This window comes from Bradyrhizobium sp. SZCCHNR1015 (assembly GCF_032489875.1).
In the GTDB taxonomy this organism is placed as follows: domain Bacteria; phylum Pseudomonadota; class Alphaproteobacteria; order Rhizobiales; family Xanthobacteraceae; genus Bradyrhizobium.
Genome location: NZ_JAUEYW010000008.1, coordinates 199577 through 216233, shown reverse-complemented (window position 1 = coordinate 216233; position 16657 = coordinate 199577). Strand labels below are relative to the sequence as shown.

General features: G+C 65.2%; 12 protein-coding genes. 1 reads left to right on the top strand and 11 read right to left on the bottom strand.

Features of this window, described 5'->3' with window-relative positions:
- Positions 1–42: 42 nt before the first annotated feature.
- The 7 genes from QX128_RS15880 to QX128_RS15850 are packed head-to-tail and all read right to left on the bottom strand — an operon-like array spanning position 43 to position 8967.
- Positions 43–1041, bottom strand: a complete 999-nt coding sequence (locus tag QX128_RS15880) for an FAD:protein FMN transferase (protein WP_315802965.1) — start codon at positions 1039–1041, stop codon at positions 43–45.
- Positions 1038–1595 carry a nitrous oxide reductase accessory protein NosL gene (locus tag QX128_RS15875; protein ID WP_315802966.1) on the bottom strand — a complete coding sequence of 186 codons (558 nt, stop codon included), beginning with the start codon at positions 1593–1595 and terminating at the stop codon, positions 1038–1040. The genes QX128_RS15880 and QX128_RS15875 overlap by 4 nt, the downstream gene beginning before the upstream one ends.
- Positions 1592–2422, bottom strand: coding sequence for an ABC transporter permease subunit (locus tag QX128_RS15870; protein WP_315802967.1), 831 nt, complete (start codon positions 2420–2422; stop codon positions 1592–1594). Before QX128_RS15870 ends, QX128_RS15875 begins: the two co-directional genes overlap by 4 nt.
- The gene (locus tag QX128_RS15865) at positions 2419–3339 is read right to left on the bottom strand and encodes an ABC transporter ATP-binding protein (RefSeq protein WP_316216180.1); all 921 of its coding nucleotides are present in this window, start codon (positions 3337–3339) and stop codon (positions 2419–2421) included. Before QX128_RS15865 ends, QX128_RS15870 begins: the two co-directional genes overlap by 4 nt.
- On the bottom strand, positions 3336–4727 hold the full coding sequence (locus QX128_RS15860) for a nitrous oxide reductase family maturation protein NosD (RefSeq protein WP_316237902.1): 1392 nt from the start codon (positions 4725–4727) through the stop codon (positions 3336–3338). Before QX128_RS15860 ends, QX128_RS15865 begins: the two co-directional genes overlap by 4 nt.
- Positions 4728–4730: 3 nt before the next feature.
- Positions 4731–6656: a TAT-dependent nitrous-oxide reductase gene (gene nosZ / locus QX128_RS15855; protein WP_316216182.1), complete on the bottom strand. Its 1926-nt coding sequence runs from the start codon at positions 6654–6656 to the stop codon at positions 4731–4733.
- Between the two features lie 10 nt (positions 6657–6666).
- Positions 6667–8967, bottom strand: a complete 2301-nt coding sequence (locus tag QX128_RS15850; RefSeq protein ID WP_410053153.1) for a 4Fe-4S binding protein — start codon at positions 8965–8967, stop codon at positions 6667–6669.
- A gap of 205 nt (positions 8968–9172) precedes the next feature.
- Between QX128_RS15850 and QX128_RS15845 the strand changes: the two genes are divergently transcribed.
- Positions 9173–10042 (top strand): ferritin family protein, encoded by an 870-nt coding sequence (locus tag QX128_RS15845; RefSeq protein ID WP_316237900.1) that lies wholly within the window; start codon positions 9173–9175, stop codon positions 10040–10042.
- Positions 10043–10115: 73 nt separating this feature from the next.
- On the opposite strand, the gene QX128_RS15840 is transcribed toward QX128_RS15845, so the two are convergent.
- From QX128_RS15840 to gspD, 4 genes are all read right to left on the bottom strand, one after another.
- On the bottom strand, positions 10116–11234 hold the full coding sequence (locus tag QX128_RS15840) for a hypothetical protein (protein WP_316237899.1): 1119 nt from the start codon (positions 11232–11234) through the stop codon (positions 10116–10118).
- 243 nt (positions 11235–11477) lie between these two features.
- Positions 11478–13352, bottom strand: coding sequence for an alkaline phosphatase family protein (locus QX128_RS15835; protein WP_316237898.1), 1875 nt, complete (start codon positions 13350–13352; stop codon positions 11478–11480).
- Between the two features lie 243 nt (positions 13353–13595).
- On the bottom strand, positions 13596–14144 hold the full coding sequence (locus QX128_RS15830; protein WP_316237897.1) for a tetratricopeptide repeat protein: 549 nt from the start codon (positions 14142–14144) through the stop codon (positions 13596–13598).
- Positions 14116–16419, bottom strand: coding sequence for a type II secretion system secretin GspD (gspD, locus tag QX128_RS15825; protein WP_316237896.1), 2304 nt, complete (start codon positions 16417–16419; stop codon positions 14116–14118). The genes QX128_RS15830 and gspD overlap by 29 nt, the downstream gene beginning before the upstream one ends.
- Positions 16420–16657: the final 238 nt, after the last annotated feature.

Below are 16657 nucleotides of genomic sequence, written 5' to 3'. Positions count from 1 at the left end.
TGCGACGTTCCCGATTGCGATCCGACGGCAGACGAGACGGACTCAGCCGACGAGGTCGACTGCGGCTCCAGCCGCGTCGATCAGGTGAACACGTTCGATCTCGGTGCGGGGCAGCAGTGCACGGATCTCGGGCTCCGACATCAGGCTGAACGCGGTCGAGAGCGCGTCCGCCGCCGTTGCATTGCCGGCGACCGTGGTCACGCTGCGATAGCGCTGCGCGCAGCCGCCGCTGTGCGGATCGAACAGATGATTGAAGCGGCCTTGTGGATCGAAGCGGAGGCCATAGGCGCCTGACGTCGATACGGCCCGATCGATGATCGGTAGCATCGCGGCGATCCGATCGGGATTGTCAGGGTCGGCGATCCCGACCTCCCAGGGCCGCGCGTCCGGCCGTGCGCCGATGGCGCGGGCTTCGCCCATGTCGACCAGGCTGTGCTGTACACCCTCGCCGCGCAGCAGCTCGACGATCCTGTCCGTGACATAGCCCTGCGCGATGCCATTGAGGGTGAGCGCCATGCCGCGCGGCATGACGATGTGATCGCGACTGACGCTCAGCCGCTGATGGCCGACCCGCGTCAGCGCCTCTTGCACGGCCGCCTGCGGCGGGCCGTCGGGATTGGCATCCGGGCGCGAAAAATGATCGGCGTAGAGCGTCCACAGCGGCTGCACGGTCGGGTCGAAGCGGCCGTCGGTCATCGCGGCGTAGCGCTGCGAGCGTGTGAGGATGTCGACCAGCTCGGGCGCGGGGTCCACCAGCACGCCGGTGCGGTTCAGCGTCACCAGCGCCGATTGCTCCAGATACAGGCTGAACAGGCGCTCGAGCCGCCGGGCTTCGCCGATCGAGACCGTGATCAGCCGTTCGGCTTCTTGCCGGTCGCGGTGATGAAGCTTGATCGTGGCGACGGCGCCGAGCAGCGTGCCGCGCCATTCGACCAGTCCGCTTGTGCTGTCGGCCGCATGCGCCCTGGAAGGAGCGACCGCGAGGCCCGCCAATGCGGCGCTGATGCGGATGAAGCGCCGACGCGAGAGCTGATTTGTCATCGTTGCACCTCAGGCGTGTCCTTGTGGCCCGGCTCGATCGCGCCGGCGTTGTCGTCGGGCGAGCTCAGCACATAGTCGCGCGGCACCTCGGTGAAGCCGACGATGCGGCCGCCGTGCTCGGCAGCGAATCGCTCGGCCGCGCTCCGATCCGAGAACGGCACCGCCTCGTCGCTGCCCATGCCGCTCCTGACCCGGCTGCCGATCACGAACACCGCCTTGCGCGCCTCGACCCAATTGTCGGCGCCCGGATTGTCCCAGCTCGCGGCTTTGCCCATGTCGGAGACGTAGATCGCCTGGATGTCCTTGGGCTCGTCGGGCAGCATCGTGAAGGCGATGGCGTCGCGCGCGGAGGAGAACCACACCGGCTCGATCAGGCTGGCGGCGAAGATCTGTCCCTTGGGGCCGGAATGCTCGAGCAGGTTCATTCCGCAATAATGCCCGATCGCCTCCGCCGTCAGCTTGACCGGCGGCGGCGGCGCGGCGGCCTGCTTGTCGTTGCAGGCGGCGAGCGCAAAGGCGGCGATGAGCGCGCCGGCGTAAGCGAGGCGTTTCATAGCTCTCTCCGGGAGAAGGCCAGCGCGGCGCCTGCGAGCGGCACCAACGTCCACAGCACCAACGCGGTGAGCAGCACCTCAACCGACAGCGTACTGCTGCCGGCGAGCCCGGCCATGCCGGAGAACAGGCTGACATTGGCGAAGCCGGTCAGGTTGAACAGCCGGTAGGCGTCGGTCGGGTTGAGCAGCAGCAGCGCGCTGAGCAGGCCGCCGGAGACGTTGCGGCCCTGGTCGATGACCAGAAGGCCGAGCAGCGCCATGTCGTAGATCAGGACGAGCGCGAGCCACAGGCCAATGCAGACACCCGCTGCGGTGCCGCGGTCGCGCACGACTGCGCTGACCAGATAGCCGATCGCGACGAACACCGCGCCAAGCAGAACGGAGGAGCCGATCATCGCGGCGAAGGCCGTGAGCCCGTCGCTGTCGAAGTGGCTGCCGGCGATCAGCAGCGCCACCGCGGCTGCGCTATAGCCGAGGCAGGTCGCGAAGGCGAGCACGGCAAGATGTCCGAGGAACTTGCCGAGCAGCACCTGCCAGCGCGCCACGGGATAGCTGAGCAGCAGCAGCATGGTGCCGCGCTCCATGTCGCCGACGATGGCGTCATGCGAGATCAAAAGCGCGATCAACGGGATCAGGAAGATAGTCAGGCTCGACAGGCTGACGATGACGACGTCGAGTGCGCGCGCGCCCACGGTGCCAGTCGGTGCGCTGCCGAGAAAGGTCAGCGACAGCGCGAGCCCTGCCAGCAGCAGGGTCGACGCCAGCACCCAGCGGTTGCGGATCGCCTGCTGGATTTCCTTCGCGGCGATGGTGATCACGGCATTCATTGCGAACGCTCCGCGTGGCGCAGGAAATGCGCGTAGAGCTCGTCGAGATTGGGCGGGATGAGCTCGAGATCCTGCACGGCGGTGCCCTCGGCCGTCGCACGGCGCAGCAGAGCGATCTTCTCGTCCGGCGCCGCGTCGATCTCGACGATGTGGCCGTTGATCCGACGATAGGAGGTCGCCTCCGGCAGCCACGAGGGCCGGCCGGATAGCGGCAGGTCAGCGACCTTGACCCGGATCCGAGTCGGCAGTCGCGCGAGGCGGCGCAGTTCGTCGAGCGTGCCGTCGGCGACCTTGAGTCCCTTGTTCATGATGATGACACGGCCGGCCCTCTCCTCCAGCTCGGTCAGCGCATGCGATGACAGCAGCACCGTCGTGCCCTCGGCGGCGAGCTTCTGGATCACCTCGTAGAACGTCTGGCGCAGTTCGGGATCGAGACCGGTGGTCGGCTCGTCCAGCAGCAGCACGCGTGGCCGGCCGATCAGCGCCTGCGCCAGGCCAAGCCGCTGGCGCATGCCCTTCGAGTAGGTATTGACGCGGCGCCCGGCAGCGTCGCCCAGCCCGACGACATCGAGCAGCGCCAGTGCGCCGCTCACCGGCTCGCGTTTGAGGCGGGCGTAGAAGGTTTGCGTCTCGCGGCCGGTGAGCGCGGCATCGAAGGCGACGTTCTCCGGCAGATAGCCGAGCCGACGCCGCGAGGAGAACTCGCCGGCGGCCGGGTTTTCGCCGAGCAGCGCGATCGTGCCCTTGGTCGGCCGGATCAGGCCGAGCATCATCTTCATCAGCGTGGTCTTGCCGGCTCCGTTGTGGCCGATCAGGGCCACCATCTCTCCGGCCGCGAGATCGAACGACACGCCCTTGACGGCTTCGACCTTGCCGTAATGCTTGATCACGTCGGCGATATGGACGGTCGCGCTCATCGGGCGCTGCTCCCGGCGGCAGTGCGGCGCGCCGGCGGTGGCGACATCAGCGGATGGCTATCGACCACCCCGCCGGGCAGGATCGCCGGAAACTGCGCCTGCGCCCAGCGGATGACCTGCACGGCCGGGCTGTTGATCAGGACTTTGGCGGCCGGCGCCGTCCACAGCACGCGGTCGATCAGATCGTTCGGCCGGTAGGCGGTGTCGGCAACGCCGTCGCCGTTGAGGTCGAAGCCGGGATTGTCGCTCCAGTAATTGCCGCGGCCGTTCTTCGACCAGTCGAGATGGCGGGTGCCGACATATTTGATCTGGCTGGCGTTGTTGACGAAGGCATTGCCCCGGATGTCGTTGCCTTCGGAGCCGGCGGTGAAGTGCACGCCGATCTCGCAGCCCTCGAACCAGTTATTGGTGATACGATTATTGTTCGTGTTGTAGATGAACACGCATTTCTCGGGGCCGGGACGGACGCCGCCGCTCGGCGTGAACACGCTCTTGTCGGTCAGCGGCACGCCTTCGTCGGTGCCGCGGTTCTCGGCGGTCGCCCAGCGCTCCGCCGGCTGCAAGCCGCCGATCACGCTGTTGCCGGAGATTTGCGAGCCGTTGGTCGCGTTGAACAGCATGCCGCGATCGCGGTCGTGGTCTGAGACGTTGTCCTTCACGACCAGGTTCTTCGAGAACATCATCGCATAGCCGATGATGTTGCCGACCGAGACGTTGCCGGTGATCTCGCCGTCATTGGCGTACATGTAGTGGACGGCAAAGCGCAGCTCGCTGAAGCGGTTGTGGCTGAACGTGTTGTTGCGGCTGGTAATGGCGAACACGCCATCGCGGCCATAGCGGATGTCGTTGTCGATCACCTTGGCGCCCGGCGCGTTCCAGACCGAAACGCCATTGCCGGTGCCGCCGGGCTGCGTCGCGCGCAGGCCGATGACGCTGTTGTGGCGGACCATGGCATTGGCTGATCCGTGCAGATAGACGCCGAACAGATTGCCTTCGATCCGGTTGTTCTCGATCAGCGTGTCGTGCGCGCCCTGGTCGACGAAGATGCCGGAGTCCATCTCCTCGAGCGAGCGGCCGGATCCTTTGAGGACGAAGCCTCGAATGACGGTACCCGGTGCCGTGACGGTAATGACGCTCCCATGCCCATCGCCGGTGATCACCGCGCCATGCGCGCCTGTCAGTGTCAGGCGATGGGTGATCCGCAGCGGCCCGCGATAGGTGCCTGCGGCCAGCACGATCTCATCGCCGTCGGCCGCGCGATCGAGGACGTCCTGCAAGTCGGCAATATCGGCCGCGACCTGTCGTGTCGCCGCCGTTGCGCGGAAGGGCAGGCCGGCGACGACGAGCGCCGCCAGCCCCAGAGTCATGATATGGCGCATGCGCCGCATCGCTCACGCGTTCTGCGGCGAGACCAGCATGCGCCCGCGCATTTCCATGTGCATGGCGTGACAGAACCATGTGCAGAAATACCAGTACACGCCGGGCTTGTCGGCGATGAACGTCACCGACGAGGTCTGCTGCGGATCGATCTCCATGTTGACGCCGTAGTTCACGATGCAGAAGCCGTGCACCAGATCCTCGACGTCGTCGATGTTGGTGACATAGACGGTCACCTCGTCACCCTGCTTGACCTCGAACTTCTCGAGCGCATAGGCGGGCGCGCTGGACCACATATAGACGCGCACCTTGTTGCCGTCGCGGATCACCTTGGCGTCGCTCTCCAGTGTGACGCCGTCGGCTGCGGCCTGCTTGCGGGCGTCGGCGAAGAACGGGTCGTCGCGCTTCCAGATCGAGGTCACGCGGCCCTCGAGCTTGGAGCGGTGCACGATGACGGCGTCGTGCGGCTCGGCGAAGCTCGGGCCGTCGTGCACCAGCTCCATCTTGTCGCCGGTGATGTCGATCAGCTGGTCGTTTTCCGGCTTCAGCGGCCCGACATTCAGGAAGCGGTCCTTGGAGAACTTGTTCAAGGACAGCAGCCATTTGCCGTCGGCTTCCTTGGTCTCGCCCATCGAGGCGTGGTTGTGGCCCGGCTGATAGTGGACGTCGAGCTTCTGGATGATGGGGTTGACCTTCTCGCCCTTGAAGGCTCGCTTGGCGAGATCGATGCTCCATTTGCAGACCTGGCTGTCGAGGAACAGCGTAGTGTAGGCATTGCCCCGGCCGTCGAAGGCGGTGTGCAGCGGCCCGAGGCCGAGCTCCGGCTCGGCCACGACGACGTCGCGCGGCTTGATCTTGTCGTCGAACAGGTTGTCGATCAGGCGGACGTCGATCACCGTGACCGTCGGCGCCAGCTTGCCATTGGCGACGACATGGATGCCGTCGGGGGCGGTGTTGAGGCCGTGCGGGCTGTTCGAGACCGGAACGTAGCGCGTGTAGGGCGAGCCCTTGCGGCCGTCGATGACGGGAACGCCGTTCATCTCCTTGAAGTCGCCCTTCTTGACGGCTTCCTCGATGCGCTTGATGTTGAAGATCGTCACCCAGTCCTGCTCGCTTGCCGTCATCTCGGCCAAGGTAACGCCCTTTTCCGAGTTGTAGCAGGTGGAGAAGGCATATTTGCCCTGGTAGTCGCAATCGGTGTTGTCGAGATTGCCGTCGACGATCACCTGCCAGGCAACCTTCATGGTATCGCCGTCGACGGCCGAGAACATCGACCAGTATTTCGACTTGTCGTCGAGCACCTTGCCGTCATTCGGTAGCGGCACCTCATATTCGCCGTTGCAGAACACGTAGCCGGTGCGCGGGAACTTCTGCGGCCGCATGCCGTGGATGGTGTACTGGTTCGGCAGCTCGATGATCTTGTCGCATTTCATCACGTCGGTGCGAATGCGGGCGAGGCGGGTGTTGGCCTTGTCGTTGATAAAGATGTAGCGGCCGTCATATGTGCCATTGGTGAACGACATGTGCGGATGGTGGCAGTCGCCGTTCATCCAGATGCCGAGCCTGTCCTTGAGCCGCTCGCGCGTCTCCGGCAGCAGCCCCTCGGTCATGATCTTGCGGCTCTCGTTGGTCTGGCCCCAGCCGGTGGCGCTGCACCGGTTGAAGACGGGGATGCGCATCAGCTCGCGCATCGACGGCATGCCGATGATCCGCAGCTCGCCGGTCTGGCCGCTGGAGAAGAACACGTAGTATTCGTCGAGCTCGCCGGGGGCGACCTCCGCCTTGCCGGCGCCCTGGGCCGAACGTGGTTGCGCGGCGGCCGGCGCGGTCTCGACGCTCTTGCCAAGTCCAATGCTGCCGGCTACGCCGGCCGCGCCCAGTGCGGCGGTGCCGACGATCTGCCGGCGGCTGATTTTTGTCTGGTCGTCGTCTTGCGCCATCGTCGTCTCCTTATGATGGATGGGTGAGATCGTTGGAGGGGGCCGTCGCCGCCATCGGCTGGCCGGCATGGGTGATCACGGTCTTCGGACCGGATTTCGCGGCGCGCATCGACGGCGATGACATCGCCTCGAATTTCTCGCGCTTGAGCCGGACCTGGATCATGTGCGGGCAGCGCTGATCGTCGTAGTAGAGCTCCTGGCAATGCATGCAGTAGATGCATTCATTGACGTTGATGTGTCCCTCGGGATGGATCGACTGCACCGGGCATTCCTTGGCGCAGCGCTGGCAGGGCGAGCCGCACTCCTTCCAGCGACGCAGCCATTCGAAGGTGCGGATGCGTCCGGGAATCGCCAGTGCCGCGCCCAGCGGGCAGAGATAGCGGCAGAAGAAGCGTTCGATGAACAGGCCGATGCCGAGCAGCGCCGCGGCATACAGCACGAACGGCCAGCTGCGCGAGAATTTCAGGATGATCGCGGTCTTGAACGGCTCGACCTCCGCGACCTGTTCGGCGAGCGCGACCGAATAAAGCGACAAACCGAACAGGCCGAGGAAGATGATGTATTTGATCGGCCAGAGACGCTCATGCAGACCCCAGGGTACCGTGATCTGCGGCACCTTGAGCCATTTTGCCACTGTGTTGGTGAGCTCCTGCAGCGCGCCGAACGGACAGAGCCAGCCGCAGAACGGCCCGCGGCCCCAGAACAGCAGTCCAGCCGCCGTTGCCGCCCACAGGATGAAGATCAAGGGCGCCGCGAGGAAGAACTCCCAATGGAAGCCGGTCAGCAGCGCGTTGACGAAGGTGACGACGTTGACGACCGAGAGCTGGGCGTTGGCGTACCAGCCGAGCCAGACCAGCACGAACAGGAGATAGGCGCGGCGGACCCAGGTGTAGAGCCGGGGACGGCGCACCAGAACGTTCTGGAAGAAGAATATCCCCGTGAGCACGGCCAGCGCCAGCGCGGTGATGCCGATGGCGACCATCTGCGAGCGCCAGATGCGCATCCATAACGGCTCTTCGGTGTCGTCGGCGACCGGTTGCGCCGTGGCCGGGGCGGGACGTGCGGTCGTCGCCTTCGCTGCCGGCACAGCGGGGCGCGTCTGCTGCTTCAAGTAGGCGTCGGGCACCGTGTAGTCGATATCGAAAGTCAGGAACGCCTTGTCGTGGCTGCCTGTGCTTCGTTGCACCAGGAGCTGGAGCTGCCATGGCTCGGTCGGGTCGAGCGTGAATTCGGGCGGCGTGACGAACAGTCCGATCTCGCGCAGGGCAGGGGCGCCGGCCGCGGCCAGCGCACCGAGGCGCATGTGGTTCTTGTCGCGGAACCGTGTGCTTCCGCCCTCCTGCAGCACCTCGATGCGGTCGAAGATGCCGCCTCGGACATAAGCGGAGCCCTTGAACGAGTAGATGCCGTCGCCGGCGACGACGATCGCCTGCTGTCCGGGCTGCAATCGCTGCTTGAGTCGCTGATAGCCCTCGTCGCCGAGCAGGCTGCGGCCGATGGTGGGCACGCTGACCATGGCCACATACAGATCAACGAAGGTGTCGCCGGCATCGCCGGGCTCCGGACTTTGCGCGGCCGCCGCATTGCCCGACTTGGCGAACGCATCGTTGACGTCGCCGATGCTGAGGTGCAGGCGCCGCACCGAGCCGTCGCCGAGCAGGCTGCTCCAGTCGCGGATCTCGCTCTTGTCGGGATCGACCGTCCTGGTCACGCCCGGCTGTGCCGCGGCGGCGCTCGCCGCAGCGCCGGCACCGATGCGGCCGCTGCGGATCAGGCGCGTGGCCGCGCGCACGATGCTGTCGTGCATCACCAGCACGGTGACCGTTGCACCTGAGACGATGTCGGCCTGCGGCGCGTGTTCTGCGCCTTGCGCAATCGGCATCATGTCCTTGCCGAGCAGGCCGTTGAGTGCGGCAACGATGCGTGGCTCGGGAATGCCGATCAGCACGATCGGCTCCTTGTGATCGACCAGCTTCAGCCCGGTGATGACGCCCTTGGGATCGATGCCGACGAGGATGTGGATCGGCTTGCCCGAATAGCCGACGGAATTGGCGAAATCGGAGTTGAGATAGACGTAACCCTTGAGCTGATCGCCGCGATACACCGGTATGATCGGCGGCTCGCCTTGCGGCACGCCGAAACGGTCCGCATTGGGGAAGAGATCGCCCGGCGTGATCTTCGAGAGGTAGGTTGCGAGATCGCCGGCCGCATGTGCTGCGCGCGGGGCCGCGATGGCGCAGAGCCCGATGAGGATTGCTACCAAGATAGCAGGCATGCGCCACCGATTGGTGGCGACATCACTCGCAACCATGATCACCTCAAGCGGAACGGCCGGCCCACGAAGGAGCCGTATTCCAGTCAGGACTGTTTCGGGAAGGAAGGATCGTCGCCATTGACAATCCCTGAGATAGAGTCAGGCTAAATTGACTCCTTATCGTGCCGGTTGTCTAGTGGGTCGCAATCCGACGGACGTTGCGCTGGATCAAACAGGCCCGGACAATCAGGCGGACTATTATATGTTGTTGTCACGCACGCTCTCGCTCAAGTCGGAACCGGCCGGGAACCTGCATTCGATCGACGAGCTGTTCGCGCTCGCGAATGCGATGGAGCAGGAGGCGGCCGATCGCTACGACGAGCTGTCCGGAGAGATGCAGCGTCAAGGCCGGCTCGATCTGGCCGACGTCTTCGCGAGGCTGGCCGCGGCCGAGCGCGAGCATGTCGACAGTGTCGCGCAATGGTCGCAAGCGCGTACGGGGCGCGCCCCCGATGCGTCGCTGGTGCGCTGGCAGCCGCCGGAGACCTTTGAGCCCGGCGCGGCGCGCGAAATTCAGGATTCGCGGTTGATGACTCCTTACCGCGCGCTATCGATGGCGGTGCGCAACGAGGAACGGGCCTTTGCGTTCTGGTCCTATCTCGCCGCATTTAACGATGTTCCCGAGGTCAAGAGGGCGTCCGAGGCCATGGCGCGGGAGGAGCTCGGTCATGTCGCGACGCTGCGCAAGGAGCGGCGCCGTGCCTATCATCTTGAGACCGACGCCAGGCGCGCGGCGTCAGTGGCGTCGGACGCCTGCACGATCGACGCCGGCCGGCTGGAGCGTCGACTCGCCGAGCTGCTCGACGCGATGGCGGCGCGCGCCGCAGGCCGCCCGGCAGATCGCGTGGGCGAGCTTGCGCGCGAAGCCGCGGCAATGGCATCGGACGTTGCGGGCCTGTTGCGCCTGCCGGCTGGGCTCGCGCAAGCCGATGCAGCCGTGCTGGCGGAAGCGCTCGCGGACGCGTATCTGGAGCATGCGGAGCGAGCGACCGAATCGGACCGGCTCGGTCTCATGCAGCGGCTGGCGTCGCAGGCGATCGCGCGGCTGGCCTGGCTGCGGTCGCTCGGTTGAGTCCGACTGCAGCGCTGCTCGGCGAAAGACAAGGGTCGCCCAGCCAGGCTGGACGACCCGGTCATCATGAGGCTCAGTTGCGGGTCGGCGCCGGCACGGCGGTGCGGTTCGCCGGCACCGTGACGGGCTGGAAGGAGAACACGTCGCGACTGCGCGGATCGACGGTCACCTTGAGCCAGCGCACGTCGTTGTTGCCATTGCCCTGATTGTCGCCGAACGTTTCGACGCGAACGAAGTTCTCAAGCCGCTGGCCGGCAGCGTTGAGGAACGGCTGGTCGATCCGGAAATAGTGGGAATCGCCGTGGACGTAGGCGACCGGCTTGCGGAACGCCTCGACCTCGGTACGCAGCGCAGTCAGGAAGCTGACGAAGCCATCGGGCTGCCCGTCGGTTTCGGCGAGCGTCTTGGGATCGCGCAGCGGCGCACGCGTCGGGTCGGCTTGGTCCCAGCCCGGGTTGCCCTGGGTGATGAACATCACCGCAGCGGAATTGCGCCTCTTGGCTTCAGCGAAGGTCTGCTGCATCCACAGAATCACGGCCGTATTGCGCGCATTGTATTCGTCCGGATCGGGGTTGGTGTCGCAGAGATTGTTGCAGGATCCCTGGATGTTGAGCGTCGCATAGGTCACGCGGCCGAGGGTCCAGCGGCGATTCTCGACGCAACCGACCTTGGTGCCATTGGCGCTGAGGCACAGCGGATCGGTCTGCACCTCCTGGCGCAGCTTGCGCTGGCCGAGCGAGAACGGTGTCGAGAAGAATATCTTGCGCTCGTAGTCGAGCCGGTCGCGCGAGTTGAAGCCGCCGTTCGACGGGCGATCGCAATCGACCCAGTCGTTGTCGCCCGGCGTGAACATGGCCGGTGCCTCCAGGCTGTTGAAGAAGGCGAGCGCCTGGGCGTAGAGGCCGGCATCGCAGGCGGAATTGGAGCCCTGCTTCAGGTCGCCGTCATGCGCCGTGAACTTCAGCCGGTGGGCGTTCATGTCCGCGATCAGGTTCGGGACGCCGACGGTCGCCTGCAAGGTGGAGTAGGGCAGATCGCCCCACAGACCGATGGCGTAGCTGTCGTCATCGTCGTCGAAGCCGTGGTCGTGCGCGAGGCTTGGCGCGGCAGCGGCGAACGCGAGCAACGACACCGTGACGGACAATGTGAGCAATTCATGAAAGGCAGATTTGAATGATGATCGGAATGACATTCTGCAAGATCCCCCAAGACCTCGGTTGTATCGCGCCGCTTCACTCAAGCGGCGGCGGGACGATGCGGAGGGTCGATAACGGGGGCGTGACGATCAGCTTACAATCCGCTGACGGATTCACGATGTTGCGGATCGGTGCGTCACTGAGAGATTGTCGCAGCTGGCGACGCAAAAAGGCCCGCCGCATCGTCTGCGGCGGGCTGTTTTTCACGGCAATGATGTCAGCCGTGGACGCTCGGTCGATCAGCGATCGTCGCCGGAGTGTCCGTCGTGGTCGTGGTGGTGCCAGCCGCCGTCATGATCGTGGTCACCATCGTCGTCGCTGAAGGCGAACAGGTTCATCAGGTCGCCGATCGCCGGACGGTTCTTCGGCACATAGCGGTGGTCATCCCGGTCATGGATCGGGTTGGGCAGCCGGTCGCGGCTGACGGCGGAGATCGTGGGCAGCCGCCAGTTGCGCTCGATGAATTTCAGCAGCGACACGTGATCGTAATAGGTGTGGTCGACATGGCCCTTCTTGGCCAGCGGCGAGACCAGGATGAAGGGGATCCGGGTGCCGTCGCCGAGAAAGTCGACCGGCTGGACATAGCCGGAGTCGTAGTAGCCGCCGCCTTCGTCGGTCGTGATGAAGATCGCAGTCTTGGCCCAGAGCTGAGGATTGGCCTTGACCCGATTGATCAGCGCCTCGAGGAATTTCTCGTAGAGATCCGTGGTCGAATCGGCGGGATGACCGGCGAGCGCCTCGAACGGACGCACGAACGACACCGCCGGCAGCGTGTTGTTCTGCACGTCCTTCACGAAGGCGCCGTAGTTCTGCAGCTTGGCTTCCTCCGCCGGGGTCTTCATGATCTTGTTGAAGCCGGTGAGCGGGTCGCAGATGCCGCAATAGGAGTGGAACAGCAGCGGCACGCCGTCGACGCTGCTGGCGAAGGTGGTGGTGTCGTCACCGCGGTCGGCGCTGTAGTACTTCCAAGAGACGCCTTTCGCCGTCATCACGTCGGCGATGGTCGGCGCGCTCTGCGGCGGCAGCACGAACTTGTCCGAGCCGAGCGCGTTCGGCTTGGCGCTGGTCTGGTTCCAGAACATGCTATAGTTGTTGACAAGGTAATAGTGGTTCGGCGCGCAGTTGTTGCTGGTGACGCCGTTCTTGAACAGCTGCTCGTTGACGGCGGCAACGCCGGGCGCGCTTGGGTCGGAGCAGTTGACGTAGGATCCGCCGCTGTAGCCGTCCTGCTTGTAGTAGTTGTTGGTGCCGGGGACGGGATCTGGATTCTCGATCTGGTTGGCGTAGGGCACGGCGGGGGTGCCGTTCAGCGTCTCGGGATTGGTGAAGAACGCAGCGTGGCCGGTGACGAGGGCCTGGAAGTTGGCCCCGGTGCCGCCCATGATCGCTTGGTGATAGTTGTCGCTGATTGCGTACTCGTCGGCGAGCTGCTTGAAGAACGGCGCGTCACCCGGCTGGGCCTTGCCGGAGGCGTCGGTGAACGGGTTCATGTTGTAGAAGCCCATCGAGATGGCGCCTTCCATCGGGTTGAACCCGCCGGACGGATAAGGCTGCCCGTTCGACCCGGTGCCGATGGTCTGCTCGACCCACACGAACTTGTCGTGCCTGCCGCCGTCGATGTCCTGCCACATCTGGAAGAAGCGGTGTACCGGATCTCCAGTATAAGAGGCGTATGAGACATATTTCGAAATCTGGTACGGCCCATTGGGAAGATTGGCCGGGAAGCGGGTGTCGAGGACGTTCTGCGGCAGGCCGATTCCATAGGTGGTGTAGGGTTGCGGCAGCGTCGCATAGGCGCCCGTGGACGCGGTCTCGGCCGTGTAGCGAACCTCGTCGCGGCCGATCCGCTGCTCCGCCTTCTTGAAATGCCGGCCCGGCGTGCCGTCTTCGTTGACGATTCCCTTGCTGAGCAGATTGTCGATCGTCTGCCCCGGCATTGGCTTGTACGTGCCGAACAGATTGTCGAACGTGTGGTTCTCGCCGACGATGATGATGACGTGCTCGATCGGTGTGCTCGTCGCCGCTCCGGCGAAGGCTGGCGCGACGCTGGTCGCGGTGAATACGGCGGTGGTCGCAAGGGCGAGCGCCTTGGATCGTGTGACTGTTCTGGTCATGAGATCTCCAGACGGAGGAGGGTGGTGGCGCGCGCATGCTGATGGACGCTTGCCTGCGACGATCTATCGCGGCAACAAATTGCAACGTGGTGTCGGTCTTGCTTCGGTTTTGTGAAATGCGCCGAGTAGTGCGGATGCAGGAGACAAATGCGCCCCACCGCGCCAGCCATCGCGTGCCGCGCCGTCTTCACTCCATTGCTGCAGGGAGCCCGCCTTCGCCGAGCCATGAACCGGCAATGCCGGTCAGAGCTGGCCCGGGACCCAGTCCAGCGCGAGGGCCTGGCCCTGGGCGATCTGGCTGGCCGACATCTTCGAGGCCACGGCGTTGCGAAGCCGCAGGAAGTAGCTGCGCTGTGTCGACTTGGCGTGCCCGGCGGCGAGGTTGAGCCATTTGTAGGCGAGCACGACGTCCTGTGGAACGCCATGTCCCTTGTCATACATCAGGCCAAGCATCGCTTGGCCGAATGGATTGCCGGCGGCGGCGGCCTGGCAATAGAGATCGCTGGCGACCTCATAGGCCTGCGGGGTCCCAAAGCCGTTCTCATACATGAAGCCGAGCATGGCCTGCGCGCGCGGATCGCCGCGCAGCGCCAGCGGCGTCAGCACGCGCACGGCGCGGACGAAGTCGCCGCGCGCATAGGCACTGCGTGCGGCACTAACCGAATCGGCGTGCGCGGGCGATGTGATTGCGCCGAGCAGCAGGCCGGCTGCGGTGCAGACGACGGCGAGGCACCGCATCGTCGGCCGGGTCATTTGGCGGGGATCAGCGGGTGGTGCGGACACGCAAATCATCCGTGATGCTGGCTCCAACCGATCCGCGGAGCTTGGAGCGGAGTTCTTCGGCCACCTGATGGGCATCGCTGCCGTCGCGAATGATCTGCGGCCGGATGAAGATGATCAGCTCTGTGCGCGTGCCCTTCTTGTCCTGATGCGAGAACGCGTCGCCAAGCACCGGGATCTCGTCGAAACCCGGAATGCCGTTGCGATTGCCGTTCTGCTGTTCGCTGATCAGGCCGGCCAGCAGCACGGTCTGGCCGTTGGCGACGGAGATCGCGCTCTTGACCTTGCGCTGCGACACCGTCGGCGTCAGGCTCGCTGCCGTCTGCGCGGCGACGTTGCTGATCTCCTGCTCGATCTCGAGCCGGACGTTGCCGTTGGCGGCGATCCGCGGCACGACGCGCAGGATGATGCCGGTGTTGCGATAGTCGATGGTGTTGACCACCGTGTTGCTCGACGACAGCACGGTGGCGCTGCCAGTCGAGACCGGCACGACGTCGCCGACCTGCAAGGTGGCGCTTTGGTTGTTGATCACGACCAGCGAGGGATTCGAGAGCACCTTCACGCTCGTCACGGTGTGAAGCGCATCGAGGATCATGTTGGGCGACGCTTCATTGCCGATCAGGAAGTTGAATCCGGGCAAAGCGCGGTTGATCAGCGCCGTCGTCGCGGCTGAGGCCGTGGCCGTCGCGACCGAAGTCGCCTGCGTGTTGCTGATGGAGCCCCGATCGGTGCCGAGCCCGAGGAATTTGCTCGAAAGATATGATTGCACGCCGTAGGAGAGTTCGTTGGTGAGCGTCACCTCGGCGATGGTCGCGTCGATGCCGACCTGCAACACCGGCTGATCGAGCTGCTGCAGCGTGCCGGAGATGATGCGGTAGCTCTCGCGGTCGGCGTAGATCAGCAGCGAGTTGTTCACCGTGTCCGGCGTGATGCGCACGTTCGGCATCAGGGACTGCCCGCCACTGCCGCCAGCGCGGGGTTCCAGTCCGGTCGAAGTCGGCGTGCTGCTGGATGATGACGTGCTCGACGCCTGCATGCCGGACAGGCCGCCTGCGCCCTGGGTCCGGCTCGACGGATTGGCACTGGCGCTCGAGGATCCCGTCGCATTGGCGTTGAAGGACAGCCGGTCGGCAACGGAGGTCGTGGTGCCGTCGGAGCCCGGCGCGGCCTGGCCGTCGGCGCTGTCGGTGGAGGACGAGCCGGCGCCGCCGAACATGTCGGTGAGCACCTTGGCGAGCTGGCGCGCGTCGCCGTAGCGGACCCGGTAGACGTGGACGCTGGTGCGCCCGGAGTCGGCCTGATCGAGCCGGCGGATCCAGGTCGCCGCGCTCTGCAGCAGCGCCGGCTTGCGCGTCACGACCATGATCGCGTTCAGGCGATTGACGACCTGCAGCTTGACGAGATTCTGGCTCAATCCGTTCTCACCAGAGTCCATGATCTTTTCCAGCTCCGCCATCAACGGCTCTGGCGCCGAATTGCTGACCGGGAAGATGCCGACGGACTGGCCGCGCATCCAGTCGACGTCGAAGCTCATCACGGTTTCGATCGCGGAGCGTCGCTCGGCTCCTGTGCCCTGGATCAGAAGCAGGTTCCGGGTGGTGTCGGCGCGCACGCTGCCGGCGCGGGTCGCGAAGCTGTCCATCAGCTTGAGGATCGTCTGCGCACCGACATATTGCAGCGGCACGACGGAGACGCCGTAGCCGGGCTCGGCGCGGCCGGCTTCGCCGTCGACGCGTCCGGCTCCGATGGCGTCGCCGAGCGGGGTCAGCTTGTAGCCACCGCCTTCGCGGACCAGCACGACGCCGGACAGGCGCAGCGCGCTCTCCAGCACGAACAGGATGTCTGATTTCGGCACCGGCCGCGCCGACACCAAGCTGACGCTGCCCTGCACGCGGGGATCGATCGCGTAGCCCGCGCCGAGGATGTCGCCGATCACGACCTTCGCGACCACTGCGATCGGCGTGTTCTCGAAATTGAGATCATAGCCCTTGCCGTCCGCCGCCGGCAGCGGTCTGACCTCGGCGACCTCCTGAACCGTGGTCCCTTGATAGGTCCGCGCGCTCGCGCGCTCGACCTCGGGGCGTCCCTGGATCGATGCGACCGGTGCATTGTCGCGCGGCAGGATGTCGAGCGAGCGCACCTTGTCGATGACATCGACATCGGCAGGCGCGCTGGCCTGGGAATTGAGCGTTGCCATGTTGCAGGAGGCGAGCAGCACCGCGATCGCCAGCAACGAGGCATGTCTGACAACCGCAGCGGACTGGCTTCGATTGCCGATACCAAACATGGACTTACCGATCTACTCGTGTTGACCGGCCGAAACGGGGCAGCGCCTCGGTTTGACCGCGCAGCCTGCATAACGGTCCAATATGACACTTATGTATAATTGGCGGCTGCCGTCCGACCTTTGCGCCGCGTGTGTGTCGGAAATGTCGGCGCCTCCGGCATTCGTACGGCCGTCATGTTCGCGATCAATAACGTGGGTCACCAGTAGCGGCGTGCCGAGACGATGGGCCGGCACGGGC

Excerpts from the sequence above, each read along its gene's own strand:
- QX128_RS15860 (WP_316237902.1), bottom strand. The coding sequence starts at position 4,727 with ATGCGGCGCATGCGCCATATCATGACTCTGGGGCTGGCGGCGCTCGTC.
- QX128_RS15850 (WP_410053153.1), bottom strand. The coding sequence starts at position 8,967 with ATGGTTGCGAGTGATGTCGCCACCAATCGGTGGCGCATGCCTGCTATC.
- QX128_RS15830 (WP_316237897.1), bottom strand. The coding sequence starts at position 14,144 with ATGATTTGCGTGTCCGCACCACCCGCTGATCCCCGCCAAATGACCCGG.
- QX128_RS15835 (WP_316237898.1), bottom strand. The coding sequence starts at position 13,352 with ATGACCAGAACAGTCACACGATCCAAGGCGCTCGCCCTTGCGACCACC.
- QX128_RS15870 (WP_315802967.1), bottom strand. The coding sequence starts at position 2,422 with ATGAATGCCGTGATCACCATCGCCGCGAAGGAAATCCAGCAGGCGATC.
- QX128_RS15840 (WP_316237899.1), bottom strand. The coding sequence starts at position 11,234 with ATGTCATTCCGATCATCATTCAAATCTGCCTTTCATGAATTGCTCACA.
- nosZ (WP_316216182.1), bottom strand. The coding sequence starts at position 6,656 with ATGGCGCAAGACGACGACCAGACAAAAATCAGCCGCCGGCAGATCGTC.
- gspD (WP_316237896.1), bottom strand. The coding sequence starts at position 16,419 with ATGTTTGGTATCGGCAATCGAAGCCAGTCCGCTGCGGTTGTCAGACAT.
- QX128_RS15880 (WP_315802965.1), bottom strand. The coding sequence starts at position 1,041 with ATGACAAATCAGCTCTCGCGTCGGCGCTTCATCCGCATCAGCGCCGCA.
- QX128_RS15845 (WP_316237900.1), top strand. The coding sequence starts at position 9,173 with ATGTTGTTGTCACGCACGCTCTCGCTCAAGTCGGAACCGGCCGGGAAC.
- QX128_RS15875 (WP_315802966.1), bottom strand. The coding sequence starts at position 1,595 with ATGAAACGCCTCGCTTACGCCGGCGCGCTCATCGCCGCCTTTGCGCTC.
- QX128_RS15865 (WP_316216180.1), bottom strand. The coding sequence starts at position 3,339 with ATGAGCGCGACCGTCCATATCGCCGACGTGATCAAGCATTACGGCAAG.